Source organism: Paenibacillus sp. FSL H8-0548 (genome assembly GCF_038630985.1).
In the GTDB taxonomy this organism is placed as follows: domain Bacteria; phylum Bacillota; class Bacilli; order Paenibacillales; family Paenibacillaceae; genus Pristimantibacillus.
The window spans coordinates 1856312-1877943 of record NZ_CP152049.1 but is presented as its reverse complement, the minus strand read 5'-3'; the positions used below and the strand labels follow the sequence as shown (position 1 = coordinate 1877943).

General features: G+C 44.7%; 11 protein-coding genes. 7 read left to right on the top strand and 4 right to left on the bottom strand.

Annotation, left to right across the window (positions count from 1 at the left end; all coding sequences use genetic code 11):
• Positions 1 to 54 precede the first annotated feature (54 nt).
• On the bottom strand, positions 55 to 2028 hold the full coding sequence (locus MHI37_RS07920; RefSeq protein ID WP_076339990.1) for a beta-L-arabinofuranosidase domain-containing protein: 1974 nt from the start codon (positions 2026 to 2028) through the stop codon (positions 55 to 57).
• A gap of 136 nt (positions 2029 to 2164) precedes the next feature.
• Here MHI37_RS07920 and MHI37_RS07915 point away from each other — a divergent pair, with 136 nt between their 5' ends.
• From MHI37_RS07915 to MHI37_RS07895, 5 genes are all read left to right on the top strand, one after another.
• The gene (locus MHI37_RS07915; RefSeq protein WP_076339991.1) at positions 2165 to 3037 is read left to right on the top strand and encodes an AraC family transcriptional regulator; all 873 of its coding nucleotides are present in this window, start codon (positions 2165 to 2167) and stop codon (positions 3035 to 3037) included.
• An 878-nt stretch (positions 3038 to 3915) separates the two neighbouring features.
• Entirely contained in the window at positions 3916 to 4167 is a 252-nt protein-coding gene (locus MHI37_RS07910; RefSeq protein WP_076339861.1) for a hypothetical protein, read from the top strand.
• Positions 4168 to 4280: 113 nt separating this feature from the next.
• Positions 4281 to 4856, top strand: a complete 576-nt coding sequence (locus MHI37_RS07905; RefSeq protein WP_076339860.1) for a LysE family transporter — start codon at positions 4281 to 4283, stop codon at positions 4854 to 4856.
• Between the two features lie 25 nt (positions 4857 to 4881).
• Positions 4882 to 5658: an AraC family transcriptional regulator gene (locus MHI37_RS07900; protein WP_076339862.1), complete on the top strand. Its 777-nt coding sequence runs from the start codon at positions 4882 to 4884 to the stop codon at positions 5656 to 5658.
• Between the two features lie 124 nt (positions 5659 to 5782).
• Positions 5783 to 6184: a DUF2500 domain-containing protein gene (locus tag MHI37_RS07895; RefSeq protein WP_076339859.1), complete on the top strand. Its 402-nt coding sequence runs from the start codon at positions 5783 to 5785 to the stop codon at positions 6182 to 6184.
• 281 nt (positions 6185 to 6465) lie between these two features.
• Here MHI37_RS07895 and MHI37_RS07890 read toward each other — a convergent pair whose 3' ends face one another.
• A complete protein-coding gene (locus MHI37_RS07890; RefSeq protein ID WP_076339858.1) occupies positions 6466 to 7389 on the bottom strand; it encodes a 2-dehydropantoate 2-reductase N-terminal domain-containing protein in 924 nt (307 codons plus the stop codon).
• Between the two features lie 147 nt (positions 7390 to 7536).
• Here MHI37_RS07890 and MHI37_RS07885 point away from each other — a divergent pair, with 147 nt between their 5' ends.
• Entirely contained in the window at positions 7537 to 8088 is a 552-nt protein-coding gene (locus MHI37_RS07885; protein ID WP_076339857.1) for a TetR/AcrR family transcriptional regulator, read from the top strand.
• A gap of 224 nt (positions 8089 to 8312) precedes the next feature.
• Here the strand turns inward: MHI37_RS07885 and MHI37_RS07880 are convergent, their stop codons facing one another.
• Complete coding sequence (locus MHI37_RS07880; protein ID WP_076339856.1) at positions 8313 to 10433, bottom strand: glycoside hydrolase family 52 protein; 2121 nt, start codon at positions 10431 to 10433, stop codon at positions 8313 to 8315.
• Between the two features lie 163 nt (positions 10434 to 10596).
• Here MHI37_RS07880 and MHI37_RS07875 point away from each other — a divergent pair, with 163 nt between their 5' ends.
• The gene (locus tag MHI37_RS07875) at positions 10597 to 11496 is read left to right on the top strand and encodes an AraC family transcriptional regulator (RefSeq protein WP_076339855.1); all 900 of its coding nucleotides are present in this window, start codon (positions 10597 to 10599) and stop codon (positions 11494 to 11496) included.
• 52 nt (positions 11497 to 11548) lie between these two features.
• Here MHI37_RS07875 and MHI37_RS07870 read toward each other — a convergent pair whose 3' ends face one another.
• Positions 11549 to 21532 (bottom strand): S-layer homology domain-containing protein, encoded by a 9984-nt coding sequence (locus MHI37_RS07870; RefSeq protein ID WP_076339854.1) that lies wholly within the window; start codon positions 21530 to 21532, stop codon positions 11549 to 11551.
• Positions 21533 to 21632 lie beyond the last annotated feature (100 nt).

Sequence of the window (21632 nt, the reverse complement as noted above, 5' to 3'; positions counted from 1 at the left end):
TCCGAGACAGTTTTTTTTTCAACTGAGATATGGATTGAATCCTACCTATAAAAATTAAACTCGTTCCTTCACCCAAACGGCCATTTCGCCTTTGCCGCGATTCGCCCACGCGTAATACGGAATGAAGGTAATGCTTTCTTGCTCCAAGCCAGCTGCAGCATTTGAACGATACAACTGCGTCCCCCACTGCTCAAATTGAAGTCTAAGCGCATCCGCTTTAATCACTTGGATGCCTCCAATGAGCTGCTCATTAAATGACAGATCGAGCTTGGCATCCTGTGGGAGCAATAGCTCCTGAAGCTGTGAGCCATTATCGGCTTCCTCTATGCAATATACGAGCGGTCCGCGCTGCAGCGCAACCTTGCCTGCGTTTTGTTTAACAAGCGGATGACTTCTTACTTTCAAAATTGGCATTTCGAGCGTAAGCTCTACGACATCGCCAGCTGCCCACAGACGCTCAATAACTGCGTAGCCGTCAACTATTTTATCCGTAATCGAATATGCCTCTCCGTTAACAAGCACAGCTGCTTCAGAGGACCAATCCGGAATACGCAGCGCCAAGGCAAATGAAGTCGGCTGCTCCACCGCTATCTCGAAGCGCGCCGTACCTTCCCAAGGCATGCTCGATTGCTGTTTAAGCTGAACCTTAGCCCCGCCCAAATTAAGCACAGCTTCTCCACCGATATACAGATGGGAATAAATTGTATTTTCTTTCACGGAATAGATATATTCACCGAGCGATGCCAGCAATCGAGCAATATTCGGCGGACAGCATGCACAGCCAAACCATTCTTGCCGTACCGGCTTCACGTGATTGTAGTTTTTATTTTTCCCCTCGCAAACTTCTGGCGTTACTTCCAGCGGATTGACGTAGAAGAAATGTCTGCCATCGCGTGACATGCCCGCGATTACGGTGTTGAACAACGCCCGCTCCATCACGTCTGCATAACGGCTGTTCGGCTCTAGCTGTAGCATTCTATGCGCGAAGAAAATAAGGCCAATTGATGCGCAGGTTTCTGAGTATACCGTATCATTTGGAAGATCATAATCAATTGAAAATGCTTCGCCATGCGCCATTGAACCGATACCGCCCGTAATATACATCTGCTTCGAGGCAATATTGTCCCAAAGTCTGCGGCAAGCCTCGAGCAGTGACTCATCGCCGGTTTCCCGAGCAACATCGGCCATGCCTGCAAGCATATAAACGACACGTACAGCATGACCCACCGCCGCCTCCTGCTCTCTTACGGGCAGATGGGCTTGGTAATATGCAGGGTCAATATGAATTTCATTTTTGCTCCAATGGGTAGTTCTGCCGCGACGGTCAGCTTCTGCTTCAAAAAAGCTTGGCTGTTGTCCGCGTTTATCAATAAAGTAGCTGCTGAGCTCCAAATATTTGCGATTTCCGGTGGTTTCATATAGCTTCACGAGAGCAAGCTCAACTTCTTGATGACCATCATAACCAGCAATTTGGTCTGGACCATCGCCAAATACAACAGCAATATCATCGGCAACCCGGCATACGATATCGAGCAGCTGCCTTTTTCCCGTTGCATTGTAGTAAGCAACACCTGCTTCGATCATATGTCCTGCCGAATAGAGCTCATGGCACTCAGTTAAATTTGTCCATTTTTGACCTGGCTCCTTGATCGTATAGAAGGTATTCAAGTAACCATCTGGCTGCTGAGCCTTCCCAATAATGTCGATCATCTCATCCGCTACCTGCTCCAGCGCCTCATCCCGTTTCGTCACCAGCAAATAAGCGACAGCCTCCAGCCATTTGGCCACATCGGTGTCTTGGAACACAAACCCATAAAAGTCACCCTTCTCGAGACCTGCGGCAATTTTAAAATTGCTGACCGCACCGCTTCGTTCTGCTCCCTCAACTCGATCATTTATAGCATCCCATTGATAAGGAACGACGACGTCCCTAACCAGATTAATATAATAATTCCAGAAATCATCCGTAATTTTCACTTGCTTAAGTGATACCGGCTTCGCATGAACCTTGCTAATTGCTTGTCCCATTCGTATCGCACCTCTCCAGCATCTATTCAATTTCTTACTGCTGATTACTATTTTATGCGTTACAATAAAACATAACTACTAACGCAAATAACCTATTTCTTATAAAATTTCACACAACAACGGAGAGTGAGCTCAAATGCTGGAAGCTTCCGAGCATGTCTACTTCGCAGCACCTCCGCTTCCCTATTACCTGGAGAGCGGCGTTACCGTACATTCACCAGGCGATCAGCATCCGACCCGAAAGAACCTAGGCGTATTCGACCTAATCATTGTGGAGAGCGGTTGCTTGTTTATTGGCGAGGAAGAACAAAAATGGCAGTTAACCGAAGGACAGACTCTTCTGCTGCTTCCGGATCGCTATCATTATTCAGTGCGGCCGTCTGAGGTGAAAACCGTATTTTATTGGGTTCATTTTCAAACGGTGGGCCAGTGGCAGCAGTCTGAGCTAGAGAATGTAAGCATTAGCCATGAGGCACATTACAATCAGTTCTCAACATCACCGTATACGCTTCACCTCCAACAGACTTGGTCGCTCCCCTACCCTGAGCAAGCCTATCGCTTAATGCGCACCTTGAATAAGGCAGGCAGTGAGCGCCAATCAAGCGCCTTCTGGACACAGCAGCAAACGTTCGAGGAGCTGCTTCGCATGATGGATTTGCGGCAAAATGACAGCTATTCAAGTCCCGTCGTTACACTAGCCGAGAAAGCAGAGGCTTACATTAAGAACAATTATCGTACTGAAATTACGAGTAAGACGATGGCCGATGCGCTTAATTTTCACTACAACTATATTACCCGCTGCATGAAGCAGATGTTTGGCATGACACCTATCGATTATTTGTCCAAGTACCGGCTGGAGCAGGCGAAGCTGCTGCTGCTCAAGACCGAGTGGCCCATTGCTGAAATTGCACAGTACGTAGGTTTCGAGAACGTCCCTTATTTCTCCAATTGCTTCACCCGACAGATCGGTCTGCCGCCAACAAAATTTCGCAAGCGTTATATGACTTAATTTCATTAAGGTGAACCGGCTATCGCCATCCTTTGACAGCGCTTTTCATTCCAAGAAATATAGAGAATGTATGACGAAATGATATACTTCCCTATATTTCAAAAAACAGGCAGCTTCCGCACATTGGATTGTGCAAAAGATGCGTGCAGGAGTGCAGCATAGAAATGTAGGAGCTCGGAAAACTAGGGGTCTATCCTGCGACAGTGCAGGATAGACCCCTAGTTGGTTAGTTGGAGAGCCCGTTGGAAGACAGATTGGAGGGTTAGTTCTAGGATAGTCGTATATTTACTCCGAGCACGAGCCCCGCTTCCTCCGCACGCAGGCTATCCTGCACATTTGCAGTAACTTCGCGCTTTTCAGCCTCTCTGAGCTACCTATCCTGCACATTTGCATTAGAATGGGCTGATTTCGGCTTAAGATGCACCTGTAAGGCCGTCTATAGTGCAGGAGTGCAATATAGATAAGCGGGGGCTCGAAAAACTAGCTTCTATCCTGCGACAGTGCAGGATAGACCCCTAGTTGGTTAGTTGGAGAAGCCGTTGGAAGACAGATTGGAGGAATTGATGTAGAACTGGTTGGAGGGTTAGTTCTAGGATAGTCGTATATTTACTCCGAGCACGAGCCCCGCTTCCTCCGCACGCAGGCTATCCTGCACATTTGCAGTAACTTCGCGCTTTTCAGCCTCTCTAAGCTACCTATCCTGCACATTTGCATTAGAATGGGCTGATTTCGGCTTAAGATGCACCTGTAAGGCCGTCTATAGTGCAGGAGTGCAGCATAGATAAGCGGGAGCTCAAAAAACTAGCTTCTATCCTGCGACAGTGCAGGATAGCTTCCTATATTGGGAAAGTTACGAAAGCATATTGAGGGGACTAAATATGTTAAATAGAAGATTTGCTTTACAACTCGGTCTTACTATTGTTTATCTAGTCATTTTTTATTTTGCTGCACACGGTCTGATGTTGATCACCATCATTGATGATGGTGTTTTCGCTATAAATCGGGCATTTATTGGCTTTTACCAATGGGTCTACTTAGTTCCAGTTATGATTTATATAAAAAAGGAAATGAAATCATATAAAGGTAATCCTATTAACGCTATTTGTATCGCTAAACACCGGCAACGATAATATTTTCCCCACACAAATCCATGGCGAAAAAAGCGCTATATCTGCAATAATATACTATATAACATTTAATTTTCAGATGTAATATATGAGAATAGCTTGAAAGGAGTTTTCTCATGGATATTACATCTTTTTTAATTTATTGCATGATTGCTACTTTTACACCAGGACCTACTAATATCGTCATATTATCCACCGTGCATAATTCCGGGTCAAAAAAAGCAATGAAATATACGTATGGAGCAACTATTGGTTTTGGATTATTGCTTGTTATTTCTGCTATGTTGAATACTATGCTCATAACGATATTACCGAAAATAATAATGGTTATGCAGATAATTGGAAGCTGTTATATGCTCTATCTCGCTTATCAAATTTACAAAATGGATATATCCAACCGGGCTGTAAACCATGCTGCCACCTTTATGTCGGGTTTCCTTATGCAGTTTTTTAATCCAAAGGTAGTACTATTTACAATAACTGTAATTCCTAGTTTTATTATGCCATACTATATCGCAATTCCTGCGGTGACGATAAGTATTATAGCTATAACTCTTATTGGGTTTTTAGCATTTATGACGTGGGTTCTTTTCGGTACAATCTTCAAGAAGCTTTTACAAAAGCATAAAAAGACTGTTAATGTAATGATGGCATTATCTTTAGCTTATGCTGCAATCATGCTATGGATATAAGTAAGCTTATTAAGAGGTGAATGAACTGAACAAATTTATCTATAAAAAGTCGGCAGGTATTACTGCGTTGTCAGCAAGCATGACTGATTTCACCTATAAAAAGCACTCTCACAAGGAGTACGCAATAGGTGTAACCATGCGTGGTATTCAACAGTATAACTTGGATGGTCGTTTACATCTATCTTATCCAAATGGTGTAATGCTTTTTAATCCAGAACAGGCACATGACGGAATGGCGCATGATGAAACAGGCCTTGATTATATTATGCTATATGTTGAGCCACAACTGCTTTTAGAGGTTATTGAGAAAAGGGATATTGTACGTTTTTCAAACCCTATTGTGTACGATAATGGGCTACAACAAAAAATTATAAGTCTTTCTCATGCCATATTAACCGAAAAAGATGAAGCTTTGTGCAGCGAATTACTCATATCCCTCACAGATAGCCTTATTCAAACTAATCTTTCCACTGACCATAGGAAGGGTAACGCCGAAGTTAAAAAAGCAAAGGATAGGATTAATTCAAGTTTAGAGAAAGTTCTTAAACTTGAAGAGATCTGCAATGAGCTTCATTTATCAAAATTCCAGTTTATCCGATTATTCAAGGCTCATACTGGAATTTCACCATATCAATACTTTCTTAACTGCAAGATAGAACGTGCAAAACAGTTAATCGAAAAAAATAGAGATATTTATTCAGCAGTAGCTGAATGTGGTTTTGTTGATTTGACTCATCTAAATAAACATTTTAAAAGCGTATATGGAACAACAGCATATGAATATATGTCACATCTATATTGAGGAAGAAATGCAATTTGATTTCATTTTAATAAGCCTATAGTGCAACATTAAATGATTGAATAACGTACTATATTTTGTTATATATAACCAAATTGACCAGTTGGTCGGCGAAAGGAGAATTTTTATGAATCGTTTTGGAAATGATCCTGGATTTTTCGGATTCATAAAAGAACTTCCATTATTTTTCAAACTATTTGGCGGTTTCGTCTTAGCCATCGTAGTGGGAGGTTTCCTCTATGTGATTGTTCGCGGACTTCGGATCTGGATAGGCAACACCACTTCAGAAGTTGTAACGAGAGCCATTACGGTCGTCGACAAACGGACCGAGGTGTGGGGAGGCTCCGGTGATTCCAGCGCAACCACCAATTACTACATCACGTTTGAAATGGATGATCAATCGCGCATGGAGCTTCCGGTTAGGGCCGACAAATACGGCCTGATCGTCGTAGGTGACCAAGGGGATCTCACCTATCAAGGGACGCGTTTCAAAGAGTTTCACAGATGGGTAAAGCAGGCGAATAGTTGAACAATGAAATTGAACTATTCAACTAACTCATCAATCACAAGGTCAAAATTACCCACAATTTTACAAATTAGTACTTTTAATGCAGGCTGACTCAGCCTGCACATATGCACTAACATCACGCTTTTCGGCCTCCTTTATCTCCCTATCCTGCACACATGCATTTAAATAGTTAGATTTCAGCTCCATATGCTCCAATTGGGTTGTCTATCTTGTACGGAGTACAGGATAGACAACCGGAAGCGTAAAAAGTCGGCCGCTATCCTACTATTTTAACAAAAAAATTACTGAACATGTATTTCCGATTTGATATCATTTTGACTTAAAAATTTCATTAAATCATTACTCAGCTGCACAATCTCATTGTTAGCATTATTCGCATAATCCGGCAACATCATATCCCTAACCATTTTAGTTCGCAGCCATGTCATAAAGAAAAGATCCAAAAATAAGTTTGGAAATTTAAGCACCATTTTAAGCATTGGTGGATCAATTGAAACGCCAGCTTTTTGTATTGCCCTTAGATACGCTTTTAAAGTGACTGTTATTTTACGTGCCGTCTTTCTGGTTCTGACTGTTTTTTTGTCAATGATCTTATTCTCAGAATGCAAAACGCTCAACATGGCAATGTCTGATACGGAATGTGTGATTAGATACGCTTGCATATCCTTTTTAATAACGTAGGGAAGCTTTGCTGTTTTAAATAATTTTGCGAGGTTTTCTATGCGTTCTGTCACTACACCATTAATTTCTCCAAATGCAGTTGCCGCTATAATCTTTGGTAGAAATCGAGCATGCAATACTCCATCTTTAATCTGTCCGCCGAAGCCGGGAAAAGCTGGTAAAAGTCTATCCCCTACGATATCCAGCCACGAAGAAAATCCAATTGAATTACTAGTCATCGTAACTATATTTTTGCTTTGATTATCTTTTAGCGCTAACAACGCTGATTCGGACCGATCATAACGAACGGTAACGAAAATAAAATCGTATACATCATCATTTTCGAGCGTATCAATGACATTCACTTGTATCGATCTAACTGTACCTTTTTCTTTATATTGCAGGCCATTTTCTCTTAATGATTTAAATCTATTAGAATGTGCAAATAGGCTAACATCAAACCCTGCTTCAATAAGCTTAATTGCGTACATGCTCCCGATGACACCTGCACCAAAAATTAAAATTCTATCTTGTTTTGCTGACATGAAAACCACCCCTACTTATTAACATTTCCTTTTGATTATCAGACAACATGTTGTATGATGTGATTATAATTTTTTATTATTCCTTGATCAACCATCAGTTTTTTATGATTTGTCGGATGATATTGGTATTCGCTAGTAGGAGGGAACATGAAAAAGCAACCCCAAATAACGGAGAAAACAAGACAAAAGTTTGTAGAAGTTTTTTGTGAGTTATATAGCCAAAAGCCGATTGAGAAAATTTCGGTTCAGGAAATTGCGAATAAGTCAGAATATAACCGCAGCACCTTTTATCAATACTTTACTGACATTTACGAATTGTTAGACTCTGTTGAAAATGACTTATTGAATGACATGAAAAAAGAATTGGCGAATAAAGAGCTATCGATGCATACGGTTCAAGAAACGCTCTATTGTCTGGACAAAAGAGAACATCTCCTGGTTCTCAATGCCCTTTTGGGTGATTATGGAAGTGCCCGTTTTTTAAAACGCTTAAAAAAAGAAATCACTTTGGATCAATTAGAAATAAACGTTCCGCAAAACCATTCCTTAACGCCATACTTAATTGAGTTTTACCTGACAACTTCCCTTTCTTTATTTCGTCTTTGGCTCCAGCGTCAAAAGGATTTATCGTCAGAAGAATTTTTCAAGTTAGTGGAGAACCTATATTCAAGAGGGATTACGCCCTATTTTAAAGAATGAGTCTGTCATTCAAACCAAATCTATAAAGAAGGAATTGAAGCTATTAACCATGCAATTAAGGTTTGGAAAGAACTCAAGAAACACGCAACATTATTTCACGAAAAGCATGGTATTCGTGAATAACCAAAGGAAAGCTCGCAGTCTATAAATCAAAAAAACGGCAGCCAAGAGTTTATACTCTTCTTGGACTGCCGTTTTTTTAAAATTAGGAACTTAGCTGATGTTTAGGCCTGTCTCTTGCCCTCTTCAAGCCAAAGAATCGAGGTAACGCCCCGCGGATAATATTTGCTTCCCGTAATGAGCCCCGAAATAATTTGATCGCTCCAGCTCCAAATGGAAAGCTCAGGATGTGTCAGCCACTTCACATGAGCTTCGTCCGCTTGCTGTCCGCTCTCATCCCATGCCAGTCCTAGAAGCTCGCGGGCAACAAATTGGCATAAGTAAATTTTGCTTAGCCAGCTGTTATTGCTCGTAGAGGACAGCTTCCAGCCCCCATCGTCAAACAAGCAAATACCTGGCCGCAGGACATATCCCAAATGGGTATTCAAAGCTTCAAGATACGCGCTGAAACGGCCATTCGGATCAAGCGCAGCATGATTGCCTGTCACATATGGGAAAATAAGTCCTTCGATAGCCGGAATGATTTTGGAATCGTTGTTTTCCCCAATGACTGCAGGAATATAACCTTCACTCGTTACATGGCTAACAATCGTTGCTGCACATTTGTCGGCTTGGCTGCCCGCTGTTTCCGCAAGCGATGAACGGCCATTTTCATGAAATAATCGCTCCATTGCAACGTATGCGGCCCAGCTTTTTCCTGCTAAATAAATATTGTTCCGTGATTGCCCAAGTGAAACGTCCAAGCTGTCGTAGGTCGTAATTTCTGCGCCGCCCATCGTACGAGAGCTGTCTAGACCCATAATGCCATTGCGGGCTTCCACATCAGAATCATCACGGTTCAGCATGCTGTTCAAGCATTTCTCGAAAATGTCTAAGTTGTCTGCAAGCCACTGCTGATCCGCAGTTTTCTCGTAATAAGCGGCAGCACATAACACCCAGTTGACTAACTGCTCATGGGTCATATGGGAGAAGCAGCCATCAAGCCCATAAAGCTCGTAAGAGGAATAGCTGGGACGTGAAACGGCGTTGGCAACGCCCATATCGTGGGTAAAGCTAATCCCGCCAGCATATTCAGTGCTATCGCCTGGCTTGCGAACCGTATCCTCATAGCTGTAGCGCTTCACGAACATGTCGAGCTCATTTTTTACCGTCCACGGGTTCATTTTAAGCTCATAAAATAACTGATCGACCGTCAGGTCAAACGTATTCATCATCCGGTATTCGCCTTCATTGACGATCCAGAATGGCTGATTCTCGAAATCGAGCAGCTGTGTGGAGCCATAATAGCTGCGAATCGAATGGTTAAGCATAAATTTCTGATCATCAGATAAGCTGTCTAGCTCAGTCATCGCACCTGCTTGAACTGCCCCGGCAGTCAATCTATCGAAGTTCGCCAAAGCATACTCTGCCACCGATTCAACATTAGAAAAATAGCGGGTATAGAAATAAGAAGCATCAATACCAGTGGTTACATAACCGCCTCTGTAGAAGCAAATGGCAAAGCGGTAGGTTTTAATTTCACCAGCTTCTGTGTCCATCAACAGCGTGCCAATCGGTCCGAGTCCAAAAGTCCAATTCTCTTTCAGCTCAGCAGTGAGAATATCCTCCATGCTAAAATGCTGTGCCGCCACAACAGTGGGATCATCCGATACGATTGCAAGATGTCGCCCTTGCCCAATTCCCACTATACCGCTCGTTTCCACTATGCGACGCATGGAGCTGTATGGATCGTTTCCTTGGAAACCAAAGAAAGCTCTGCGCTTCTGATCCGAGCGACGATTATCTACGGTCAGCTCTGCGAATACTGCCGGTATCAGCGTATCCTTAAGCTCAGCTTCTGATGCGATCGCCGGGTCAGGTACCGAACGAACCTGTGTAATAATGCGGAAGCTTAAATCGCCTGCTTGCCAAGTATCCGTCGTCAGCCGAAAATCACGCTGAATCGCCTCCTGCGGCAAAGGATGCAAGAGATTTGGCTTGTCTGGGGATGGATCAGGATTCTCAATATCGTAGCGTTTGCTTTCATCCTCTTCTTTGACATCGTGGAATGGCAAAGTATCATAACCGCTTCCGTCCACTCGTTCTAGACCGATATATATATTTTCCTTCGGCGGTTTTGCCAGCTCTAGATCAAAGCCTCCTGAGGAACCAGGAAATCCAAGCGTAAAGCTGGAGAACGAACCGATTGGAGAATGATGGGCATTATAAAACTGATTTTTAGACAAGACGGTTTCAGCTCCTTCTATTCAAGTATGATCCCTACCTATTCTACGGTCGTTTCTACTGCCCTAACAGGGTCAAAACGGGCCTTTATTTGTACAAAACAGCACCAGAACGGCGCCAAGTGTGTGCTATACTGAACTCATCCTATTTAGTGAGGAATTTGCAATGAAAAACCATCTTCCCTTCGGCCAAGAAAACAGCATTCATGAGCTAATGACGCCTGATTTACAGTTTTCCTTTCAAATTGTTGCTGCTCATAAGCGAACCGTTAATGACCAGTGGAGCTATCCAGCCCATCACCACACGATGTTTGAGCTGAATATGGTGCTCGAGGGTGATCAAACGATGCTGGCGGACAAGAGTACCTTTTCACAGCAGGAAGGCGATATTTTGTTTATTCCACCTGGCGTCCTGCACAGCAGCAGCGGTTCTGCGAGCAAAATAGCGATGACTTATTTTTGTCTGCATTTCGATATTGACGACCTGACGCTGCGCAGAAGTCTGATGGGCATGCAGACGACGCTGCTGCCGTCAGACCATCCTTCCGCAGCTGCTATCCGAAGCACCTTGGAGAGGCTGCTCCAGCGATTGCAATATGCTCAAACCGGCCTACATATGGACAAGCTGGCTTTCCTCAGCGATACATTCCTCATGCTGTCCGCCCTGACGAATTGGACCCTCGAGGAAGGCTCGGGAGAAGTGCACGGAAAAGATGCTTCGGAGAACGAGATTTCGCTCGCTGCCACGATCGAAAGAGAGCTGCGAAGCGCGTACGCATCCGATCGCTCAACCGAGGATCGTTTCAGCATTGAGAAGCTGGCTGGCCGCCTCGGCTATAGTCCCGCCTATTGCAAGCGAGTATTTCAACGAGTCTATGGCATGTCTCCTCGTCAATATTTAACTGGACTTATCGTGCGGCAAGCGAAGCTGCTGCTCATTAATCCGGAACTAACGATTGAAAATATCGCTTATCAGCTTGGCTACCGGGATGTCTCGCAATTCAGCAAGCAATTTAAGCGCTGGATGAACCTCTCGCCTGCAGCCTTCCGCAAGCTGACCAAATAACGCACATAATCAAAGAGGGATGCCAGTATACGCTGGCATCCCTCTTTGTCTGTTATTTTAGAAGCTGTAATAAATTGTACATCAGCTGCGTTGCTTCCGCTCTTGTTGCATGCTGCTTAGGCTTAAATTGCGCTTGTGTATTTCCTTTCATTAAACCAAGCGCTACCGCTTTCTTCACGTCTTCTAATGCCCATACTGCTATTTGGCTAGCATCCTGTAAACTACTAATATCCGTATCCCCAGAAGCTCCCTGACCGCTTGCAAAGACATATGCTCTGAGCGCCAGTACAGCCATTTCCTCGCGTGATATTTCACGGCTTGGCATAAAGCTATCTACTGTTATTCCCGTTACGAGTCCGGCTTGAAAAGCTGCTGCCACATCCGATGCGTACCAAGTACCTTCCTTCACGTCCTTGAACGGCACTTCGCTTGCTTCTGTAAGTCTCAGCATCCGAACGAGCATTGAGACAAACTCAGCTCTTGTTGTCTTAGCATTCGGTGTGAAATTCGTCTCCGAGGTGCCCTTCACAATATGGTTAGCGACCATGACCTCTAGCGCTCTTGCTACCCAATGAGAAGCAGCTACATCAGCAAAAGCCTTGCGGTATTCAAGCACCGCATACTTACTGAAATGCTCTACCTTGGCAACGATTTTCTCGCCTGCTTCATCAATTGTACCTCCTACATAATCCCACTTCCCGCTAACCTCATTAAAATGATAGATAGCGACTAGCTCGCGATCGACTTGCTGCTTCTCAATCGGCAGTGTAATAGTAACCCAATCTGCGAATTGTGATAGCTTGGACTCCTGTCCATTTGATTTTCTGACAAGTATGGAAAGCTCATACACCTGACTAACCAACGTAAATCCATCCTTGCCTCCAGCTATAGAAGCTGCACCAGTTGCTTGACGAATGCTGATAACAAGCACATCGTCCGTAGATGTCGTGGTTGCCGCGAGGCTTTTCAATACACTGTACGGCACCGTAATTACGACGCCTTCAAAGGTTTGAACTTGCAGCTCATTGCTGCCAAGTAGGCTTGCCGCATTCGCTGGCAATACAATTTCTTTAATATTTGCTCCTGCTTTAAGAATCAGCTTGCCACCAGAAGCCTTCTGCCAATCACCTTCTTGCACGATGAGCTGATCACTACGACCAGCAGGTGCTGGTGTTGAAGGATCTGGTGTCGGATCTGGGCCCACTGGTTTTACGACCAACTCTGCCAGTGCTTGTGCGAGAGCAGCTGCAGCCGTTTCAACAGCACCCTGCATAAGAAGCTCATCTCCAGCAACAGCTCGTGCTAAAATCTCGTCTGCTGCCACTATTGCTGCCTGCAAGGCTTTCCAACTGATTTCCGTATAGAGACTGCCATCTCCAGCTATTTCTCCAGCTTGTCTCAGCTGATCCATAAGCTCTGTCACGTCAACATTAGTCAGCAATGCTGCTTGCGCGGCGATTACCGAGCTTATTGCTGCGTTAATTTTGGATTTCGAAATTCGATTCGAGACTGCAGCAGCATCTTCAAGCAATTGCTCTGCATTTGCTAATCTACCCTGAAAAGTATCCCATGTTAGCCTCGTATACGAGCTGTCATCGTTAATTTGTTTGGCCTGCATGATCGCTTCCAACAAAGCCTTCACACTTACTAGATTATGGCTTGCTAGACTCAATGCACGCTGAGCTGCATCCAGCTTCGACTGTACTGCTGTTCCATCCAGCAGCAGTGCCTTCGCTAAAGATAAAGCATCCTCGTACGTCTTCCAGCTTGCAGCGGTAAATTCTGCTCTCACATATAAGCCGGCTAACGCTGCTACGAAATCACGAAGCTCTGCTGCGCTGTTCAATGAATCAAATGCCGTTTGCAAATAGACCAAAGCTTGATTGATTTCAAGCTTGCCTGCGTTCCCTTGCTCCAAAATAGACTGCGCTGCTGCTAAAGCCTGCTGTGCTTCTTGCCAGCTTAATTCCGTATAGCGTCCTGCCGGCTCATTCTCTATTTGGCTGAGCTCTGCAACAAGTGCGCGTAAATTCTGATCACTAACGAGCCCGTCTACTGCACTTTTCAATGCTGTATACGCAGAATTAATAGCTGCCGTGGAAGGTGCACTCGTGGCAATAAGCTCCTTGGCTGCTTGCAGTGCTTGCGGGAAAGCATTCCAAGAGTCTTCTGTATAATCAGATTCCAGCTTCCGTTCCGCTTCATTTATTAAAGCTCTTAGCTCCTTGAAATCAACTAATCCAACTAAAGCTTGCTTTAATGCCTCATAAGCAGCATTGATTTCTGATTGCTGAGGACTTGGTTCTACTAGCAGCCCTTGTGCTGCCTCTATAGCTGCCGCCATGTTTATCCATGATGCTATGGTGTAGTCTGCTTCCGAATAATCATCATTTACTGTCGATACGAACTGTCCTAATTCATCCGTTGTAATCGAGAAATTCACACTCAAGGAAGGCGAATAGCTGCCTAGTGTGCTTTCTCTCGTCGCAGGATTAACTTCATTTGTCGTTTCAGGCAGTACGGAAAGCAAGAACGTCAGCTTCGTGTCACTGCTGTTATTCAATTTATCCTTGATTAACTCGGTAACGTCTGCATTCCATACACCTACCGTCCCTGATGGCTTCTCGTTCGGATTATGAACTACAGCCACGGTTGGTTGTTCTGATATAAAATCGACAAGTCCCGTTATATTCGAAATCCCGAAGTGACTACTGAATAACCCGTAATTCACTCCCGTTTCAGACCAGTCATCGTATTCAATGAGCGAAGCTCTAAAGCTAAAGCTACGTGAAGCATTGCCCGTATTATAAAATTTCAAGTTTGCCGAATTAATTTCTTTGCCTGCGAACTTGGAAATATCGATCGTGACCAGCCCCAAACGCTGCTGCGATCCATCCACATTTCTAAGCACAGTCATCGATGCGGTCGTTCCATTGTTCTGAGCAGCATTGCTCGAGTGAATCCATGCGTCCTTCTCCGCAGAAGCTTGCCTCGCGTTCACAAGATTGTTCTTGGCGATATTCAGCGTTAACTGAGCACCATCAATCTCTGCCTGGCTGGCACCTGACTTCAACAGTATCATTTTTGCCGCTTTCAGACTGGCTTCAAAGCTTGTCCAGCTTCCAGTCGTATACTCGTCTTTAAAAAAGTGCTGTACGGATGAGACTAACGCCTCCAAGGCAGTTTTGTCCGCCTGTACAATTTTGATAACAAAATTTTTAACTGCTTCTTCGCCTGACGGCTGTGCGGTTGCAGTCACTTTCAGTTGGTAGGTTCCGCTGTGCGTTGGAATCCAGTTGAAAATGCCGTTCGTACTGATCGCCGCATCCGAATAGGTGCTCTCGCCTACGGTAAGGTTATATCTATAAGCGACATCCTCGTACGCATGCTCTGCCTTTACATGAATCGAAGTCAACGCATTCAAGTTGGCATTGATCTGAACAGCATTCATTATTACTTGTGCATTGTCGAATTTAACCTCTCGATTGCCTGGTGAAGCCATGAGACCGCCGTATAAGCCTTTGTCTACCTGTGCCTTCGAGTAATTGAACTTCCAGCTGTTATCCGTCGTCCATTCCTCGATACCATCAACACGGTAGTAGCCTTGAACGGTAGCTGAGCCATCCCCATTAATCGTATAAGTCATTTTCACCCAGTAGGTTTTGGTCCAATCGGTTTGTCCTGTTCCGTAGCCCAGATTTGGGAAATCCCCGTTGGTCGGATTGTTGTTTCTTGCAAAAGCCAGTACGGAATTGTCAGGAGCTACCCAGCGTCCCGCTTGAGTTCCTTTGTATTCCCCGGCAGACAATGCCATAAATACCATATCTGCTGATTTATTAATTCCTATGCTTGCTGCCTCCGGTTCAAAGTGATCGCTAATCAGTATGCCGGCAAATTTGCTTGGCGCTTCTCCCGACCCATCGTAGCGAACGATACGTGCGACAATCTCAGCATCCCCGGTAAGCGGCTGATAAACGAATGAGCTTCGGCCCGTCCCTTGGTTATAATTCCCAGAGATACTATGAGAATTATTGTTTAGCGATACCTCGTTATTTGCGAGTCCGCTGTATACGTATTTCAGATTTGCCAGACTCGCGTCAGAAAAGGCGCTTGCCTTCCATTGCTGCGTAAATACTGGCGCTGAATCGTCTGGCGTAAGCACTTTAAATTTTAACTCAATCTCATTTTTGAACCTGGCGTTGTAGGAAACAATTTTGAGCGTATAAATCGGTTCTGCCGTTAAGCTTTGCGCATAGGTCGGCGTCCACTCGAAGGATCCTCCGCCGTATAGTGCACCCGCTGGAATATCATCCGTGTAGGAATAATACGCCCTGCCTGTCGGATCAGATATTTTGAGCGGAAGCAGCAGCTTGCTCTCTGCCATAATTTCAATAGGCTGTCCGCTTTGCGCTGCTGCTGCATATGCTGACGGAAGCTCAAACAATGGTGCCCCGATAATCGTAAATCTCACGAATTTGGTCGTGCTTTTGCTCGCCGTCGCCGCTGTAAAAGCAATCGTATACACGCCCGTTTGCAGCTTCGTAGGCGTCCACTGCAGCTTCCCTTCGCTGCTGAATGTCAAGTTCAAGTCCGCTTTGCTGTAGCTATTTCCTTTATTATCTACAATTGAAGAAATGCTGTATGCAATGCTTTCCTGTGATGCGGCTGCAAAGGTCGCAACATCCTTAATCTCTGCGCTTAAATTCAAATCAATCACTGTTTCCGCATAATAGGTTTTATCACCGATTTCATCAATGACAGGAATAACCGTATCATTCATTACAGTAATTGTTACATCCATTCCGCCATAGAAATCGTTAATGCTGCTCTTGTCCTGTACTTTGAACGGGATCGTGAAGGTTCCTTCTAACGCTGGTGACCAAGTCAGCTCCGCAGTCGCTGCATCGTAGGCTGCACCTGCTGGCAGCGCTCCTACAAGCTCAATATCGCCTGCCGGAAGTGTATTCACTCCGAATGCATCCTTAGCTGAGAGCTTAATGGATACCGCTGTTCCTGTTTGTACAGTAAGCTTCTTAGTTGATTCAGCTAACGCACCATTTAGCGTCACATCCGGTGTATTGAAAATAGGCGCTACATTATAGAAGTTCGTTCCATTCTTAAGTCCGCCTGTTGCAAAACCCAAGCCGACAAACCACTTGCCATCTGTGCCGTTGTCGAGATCGCGCCAATTCGGACTTGTTAAATCATTCGTTTTGTCAAAGGTTAAAATATGAACCCATTCGTCATCAGCCGGATAGGCCTGAGCATCTTTCAAAGCAGGCGCATAATAGACATCAATGTTCTCGCTGCCTTGATGCGTATCAAGTCTCAGCCATGCATCTTGGTTATCACCAGTATTGTCCGTTGCAAATCTAGATGACCATGACGATTGCTGTGCCAGTGCAAATATGCCTTTTGTATCATTGATTCTGACCGAACGGTGGTATGACGCGCCGTCATATGCCGCCTTAACGTTGTTTTTTACCATCAAGGCTTCTCCGATATGCTCGCCAATACTTGTCGATTTATCTACTCTCGCAATAAATGTCCCCTCTGATTTGGCCGGTATTTCCTGATAAACAAATCGGAAGGAGTTTCCGCTTGTATTCCAATACCTTAATCCATCAGAGAACATATTTAGCGTTGATCCACTCATGAGATCATTTCCAGCTGTCGGTGTAAAAACATCGACTGTTTTCCATGCGCTGGCTGGATATTCAATGCTGTCCAATGATATTTCACCGGTAAGCTTTGCCGATGGCACCCCTGGCTGATCGCTGTCATTGAAGGCAACGACTTTATAATAGACCGGTCCATTGCTTCCAGCCTTGTAGTTCGAATCTACAAAAACAATATCCTTCACTTTCTCAGCGGCAAGCTCCCAGCCTGCTGCTGTCGTCGGATTCTGCTCTGCTGCTGCCGCATCCTGTGTCTTGTATACGTTATAATAACTAGCTTTCAGAACATGCTTCCAATCCAGCCTAATTTCCCCGTTCACACTGTCTGACTTGATGGTTGGCTTCACTTGGTCTGGCAAGCTTGTATCGATATTTAGACTGGTCAAAGCTATATTAGCCGCTTGTCCCGCTCCTGATGAAGCCACGCCAACATAAAGCGTATCCGCCATTGGCAAATAAAACTCGCCCGCATTTTTCATCAAATGCCAATTATTATCCATAAAGTAAGACTCGCCATCAGGACTGAGCTCCGGATATAGTGGATAGCCTATATTTCCGATCGGCTGCCAATTCTCCCCGTCAACGGATGCATAAGCGTACACATAAAGTCCAACACGGCTGACCTTCAACCACTTGGCATCTTCAATATGTCCCGTCACTGGCACCGGATTCAAGTTGTTGTAAATATGGTAGCCATCCACACGCATATCATCTACCCGTACAAGGTTAGGCTGCTGCCTGTATACGAATTCATAGTTTCCATCGCCATCAATGGTCAAGTAGCCGCCTCTAGATTTCACATCAAGGGACTCCTTGAACATAATGCCGATATCCTCGCCTGACTTGATCTCTGCAACAAACTCAAAGTCTCCGCTTGCCGCTGATAAATTGTCAGCCGCCGTACTTGCTAGAACATTGTTCGTGTAAGCAAAGAGCAAATTTCCATCCTTGTCTGTATTGCCTGTAAAGGTGATCGTTCCCTCGCTCATTGCTACCGAAAGATCCTCAATTGTCCGAATTTGTTTATTGAGCGACCAGACCGTCGTATCATAAGACCAATTTTCAATAAGCGCATTTGCACTTACGGATACCTTGGCATAAGGCGAGACGTTGCCTGCCAAACCATTGGTATTTTTACCGCGCACCTTATAGTAATAGGTCTCACCGTTAACTACAGTCGCATCCACATAAAGATTCGTCGTGTTATCCACGACATGAATAGCCTTGTAGCCAGAATCCTTAGCTGTTGAGCGTAAAATTTCGTAGCTTCCGTTTGTCCCAGCGCTATGTGCCCATGTTAATGCAACCTTGCCGTTTGTTGAAGTTGCCGCGGCAAATATCGGCGCATTAGGCACATCATTAATAATTTGATCGCTTTCCAAATCAAGCGCAACCGCTGTAAAAGCTGGAACGGTAACTTTGCCATTTCTGACTGTCATCCAGCTGTTCGACATTTTATCGTAGATGGTGCTTTTCTTATAGGCTGAAGGGAGCACGATCTCATAGTTTTTGGCGTTGCTGTAGCTCTCTCTTGTAGTATTCATTGCAATGATATACTGGGCATACTGTACAGAGTAAAACTCGCCATACCCCCCATAGGGTGAACCTGATTTAATAGCCGTCAAAGCAATCTGATCGTCATAGCCCTTCCAAGAGGCAACAGGGAATATTTCACCCTCTGTAATATTGGTTGAACCGTCCGGCATCCCCGTAACAGGATCAAATACGATATTATAAGATACTGTCGTCCACCCTGTACCAAAGTTCCAGAAGCCGGAAGGCGTATATTGCACCTCGGTGTCTAGCATTGCTATGCGATCATAATCGGAGCTGACCGCATGAATACGGCTAACTCCGTTTAAGCCTGAATCCGACTTATATTCAAATGCCAGCATATACACCGCATCCTCGTCTCGGAAATAAACGATGGAGTTCTCAATATCGAAGAAGGAGCTGCTGTAGAAGCTATCCTCATCAAAACCAGCTTCGCGCAAGCCTTGCAGCTCGGCAGCCGAATACCATTCCAAGTTCGTAGACGGAAGCAGCTTCGCGACACGAGCATGATTAATGACATAGTTATAGCCGGCAAGAGATTTCATATCAGAAGCAAAGCTTTTGCTAATAAACGGCGTCAATTGATTATCCTCAAGCATCTGCTGCGCATAGCCTACCGCATCTGTTGCATAGCCGTAGAACTTATCATAGTCAGCGCCGAAATAAGCTTCATATTTTTCTGTATCCTTATCCATCTCTGCTTTCAAATAAGCGAAAATAAACGGATTTACTGTGCCTGTCCCACTGGAATTCATCTTCACATGATAGCCGGCATCATACGGGTAAAATGGGCCGCGTGCTTCAATCGTCGCTTCCAATCTCAGCGCTCGATAGCCTGACGTATCCGTGTCCGCATATTTCATATGCGCTCTAGCATTGGAGGCGAGCAGTGATTTCGTCAGCAGCTCCGACTCGTCAGCCAGCTTGATCCCCGCTGTATTCTCATAACGCTCAGCAGCATCCTTCACAAGTCTCCAGCCATGTACTAGGAAATCACTATGCTCCCCATAGCCAGCTACATAAGTGGTTTCTCTTGTTAAGCCAAAATCAGTAACCATGTAGTACTCTTCGCCCCATGCTTTGCGGTATTCCCCGATGTAATTCCGATCCGCATCGTATTGAGTTGCAGAATTGAAAGCTTCTATATTTTTAATCGTCAGCTCGCCAGTGTATGCTCCCGCAGGCGTAACAGCTGCATCGATAGAGCCGGCTACAACATCAATGTCGTAATACGGCAGCACACCAGTAGAGCGGTAAAGCTGTCTCAACGACGACTTATAGTTCTCTGCCAAGCCTGAACCAATAACAAGCAGACCTGCGTTGCTTCTCCATGCGCCGAACATCTGGAACATCACCTGGTTCGTAAGCGGCGTAAGCGTATAAGCATGTGTTCTTGCATAGTTGAAATTCAGCCAAAGAACTTCCTCGTAGGCTGCGCGGCGAGTCGTAATATAGGGCTCCTCGCCAACATCGCCCGCAGCTTTATCCAGCAGGAATGGATAGTTTTTTCCTGCTTCAGGAGCGTGATAGAAATTCGCAACCGTGCTGAACTTCTCCTTCCAATTGATTTTCTCATCTCCGTTATACCAAGCTTCAAAGCTCATATACTTCTTGCCGCCAAGCGATTCATAGCGGCCCGATTCAAATAGCTCGCTCACATTCCACAGCGCTTCTCCAAGCCCTTGATAGAAGCCGCCCCATGAGGATTGATGTCCGCCCATCTGGATCGTACCTGGACGATTAAGATAATTAATAATATTTCGATCCATCGCTCCAAGCATTGCATGAAGCAAATTGTCGATACCAAATTCCTGAAGCATATTGTCGTAATTTGCGACGTCATTATCCTGCATCGCTTCACTGAAATATTTGAGGTTGTACAAATTTTGATCATTTTGCGAATATGGCAGAAGCATCATTCCATTGCCATGGGCATGGTCGGAATGATTCCAATTCGCTGTTGTGAAATTAGCCGTACTCGCATCTCTCGCCAAAATGCCCGTTAGTATCGTTTTCACGTCATTAAATAGTTTCTTCTGCATATTGGAAGCGGATACAGAAGTCGGGTCAAGATCTGAACCATTCGCGCCGTTGCTTCTTACTGGCGGAATGTATGAGGTAAGCTTGCCGCTGTTCTTGATAACCTCCTGTGCAAGTGCAGCAGTCGTATGCACATAACCGGTATAATATTTATTGGACGGAGTTACAACCTTTTCCTGGTACGCTAGACTGAAAGTACCCGCACTATAAGGATAATAGGTAGAAGCCGTCCTTATCGTAACCTTTAATTCTGATTTTCCTTTTGTTTTTTCAATAGGGATCGGAATCGTGCTGTAATAGAATCTATTCTCTATCGGAGCCTCTTCTGCCATCTTCGCGATAACGAGTGGCGCCGGATAAATAACCTGATTATCTATCGCGAGAAAAGCACGATATTCCGCTGCATCCGAGCCCCAGAGCTTCAATGTAAAATAGTTCTGAGCATCCGGGTCCACGTCAATCGTAAACGTAATATCCCCGCCAAAATAATCCGGCGTGCTTTTCGGCAAAGAAACTCTCGCCGTCTCTCCTTCCGCACCTATCACCGCTTGGCTGTCAGATGCGACCAGCTTATGTGCTTGTTCACTAGCTTCATTGCCAAGATCAATGAGGTCGATAACGCCATATTTCGAATACTCTCCGCCGTATGCGCCTGACACTGCTGCACTTGCTTTGCTCATTAAAGCGGGATTAAACTGAATCGCACTTAAAAAAACAAGAAAAGCCATGATCATGCTCCATGTCGCCCTTACTTTTCGATTCAACTAAATAACCTCCTGTCATATTGTAATTCGAATAAATGGTGTAACCAATCGTTTAGACACTGCCTAGCTGCGCTGAACGTTGAGCCTACAATATCCATTA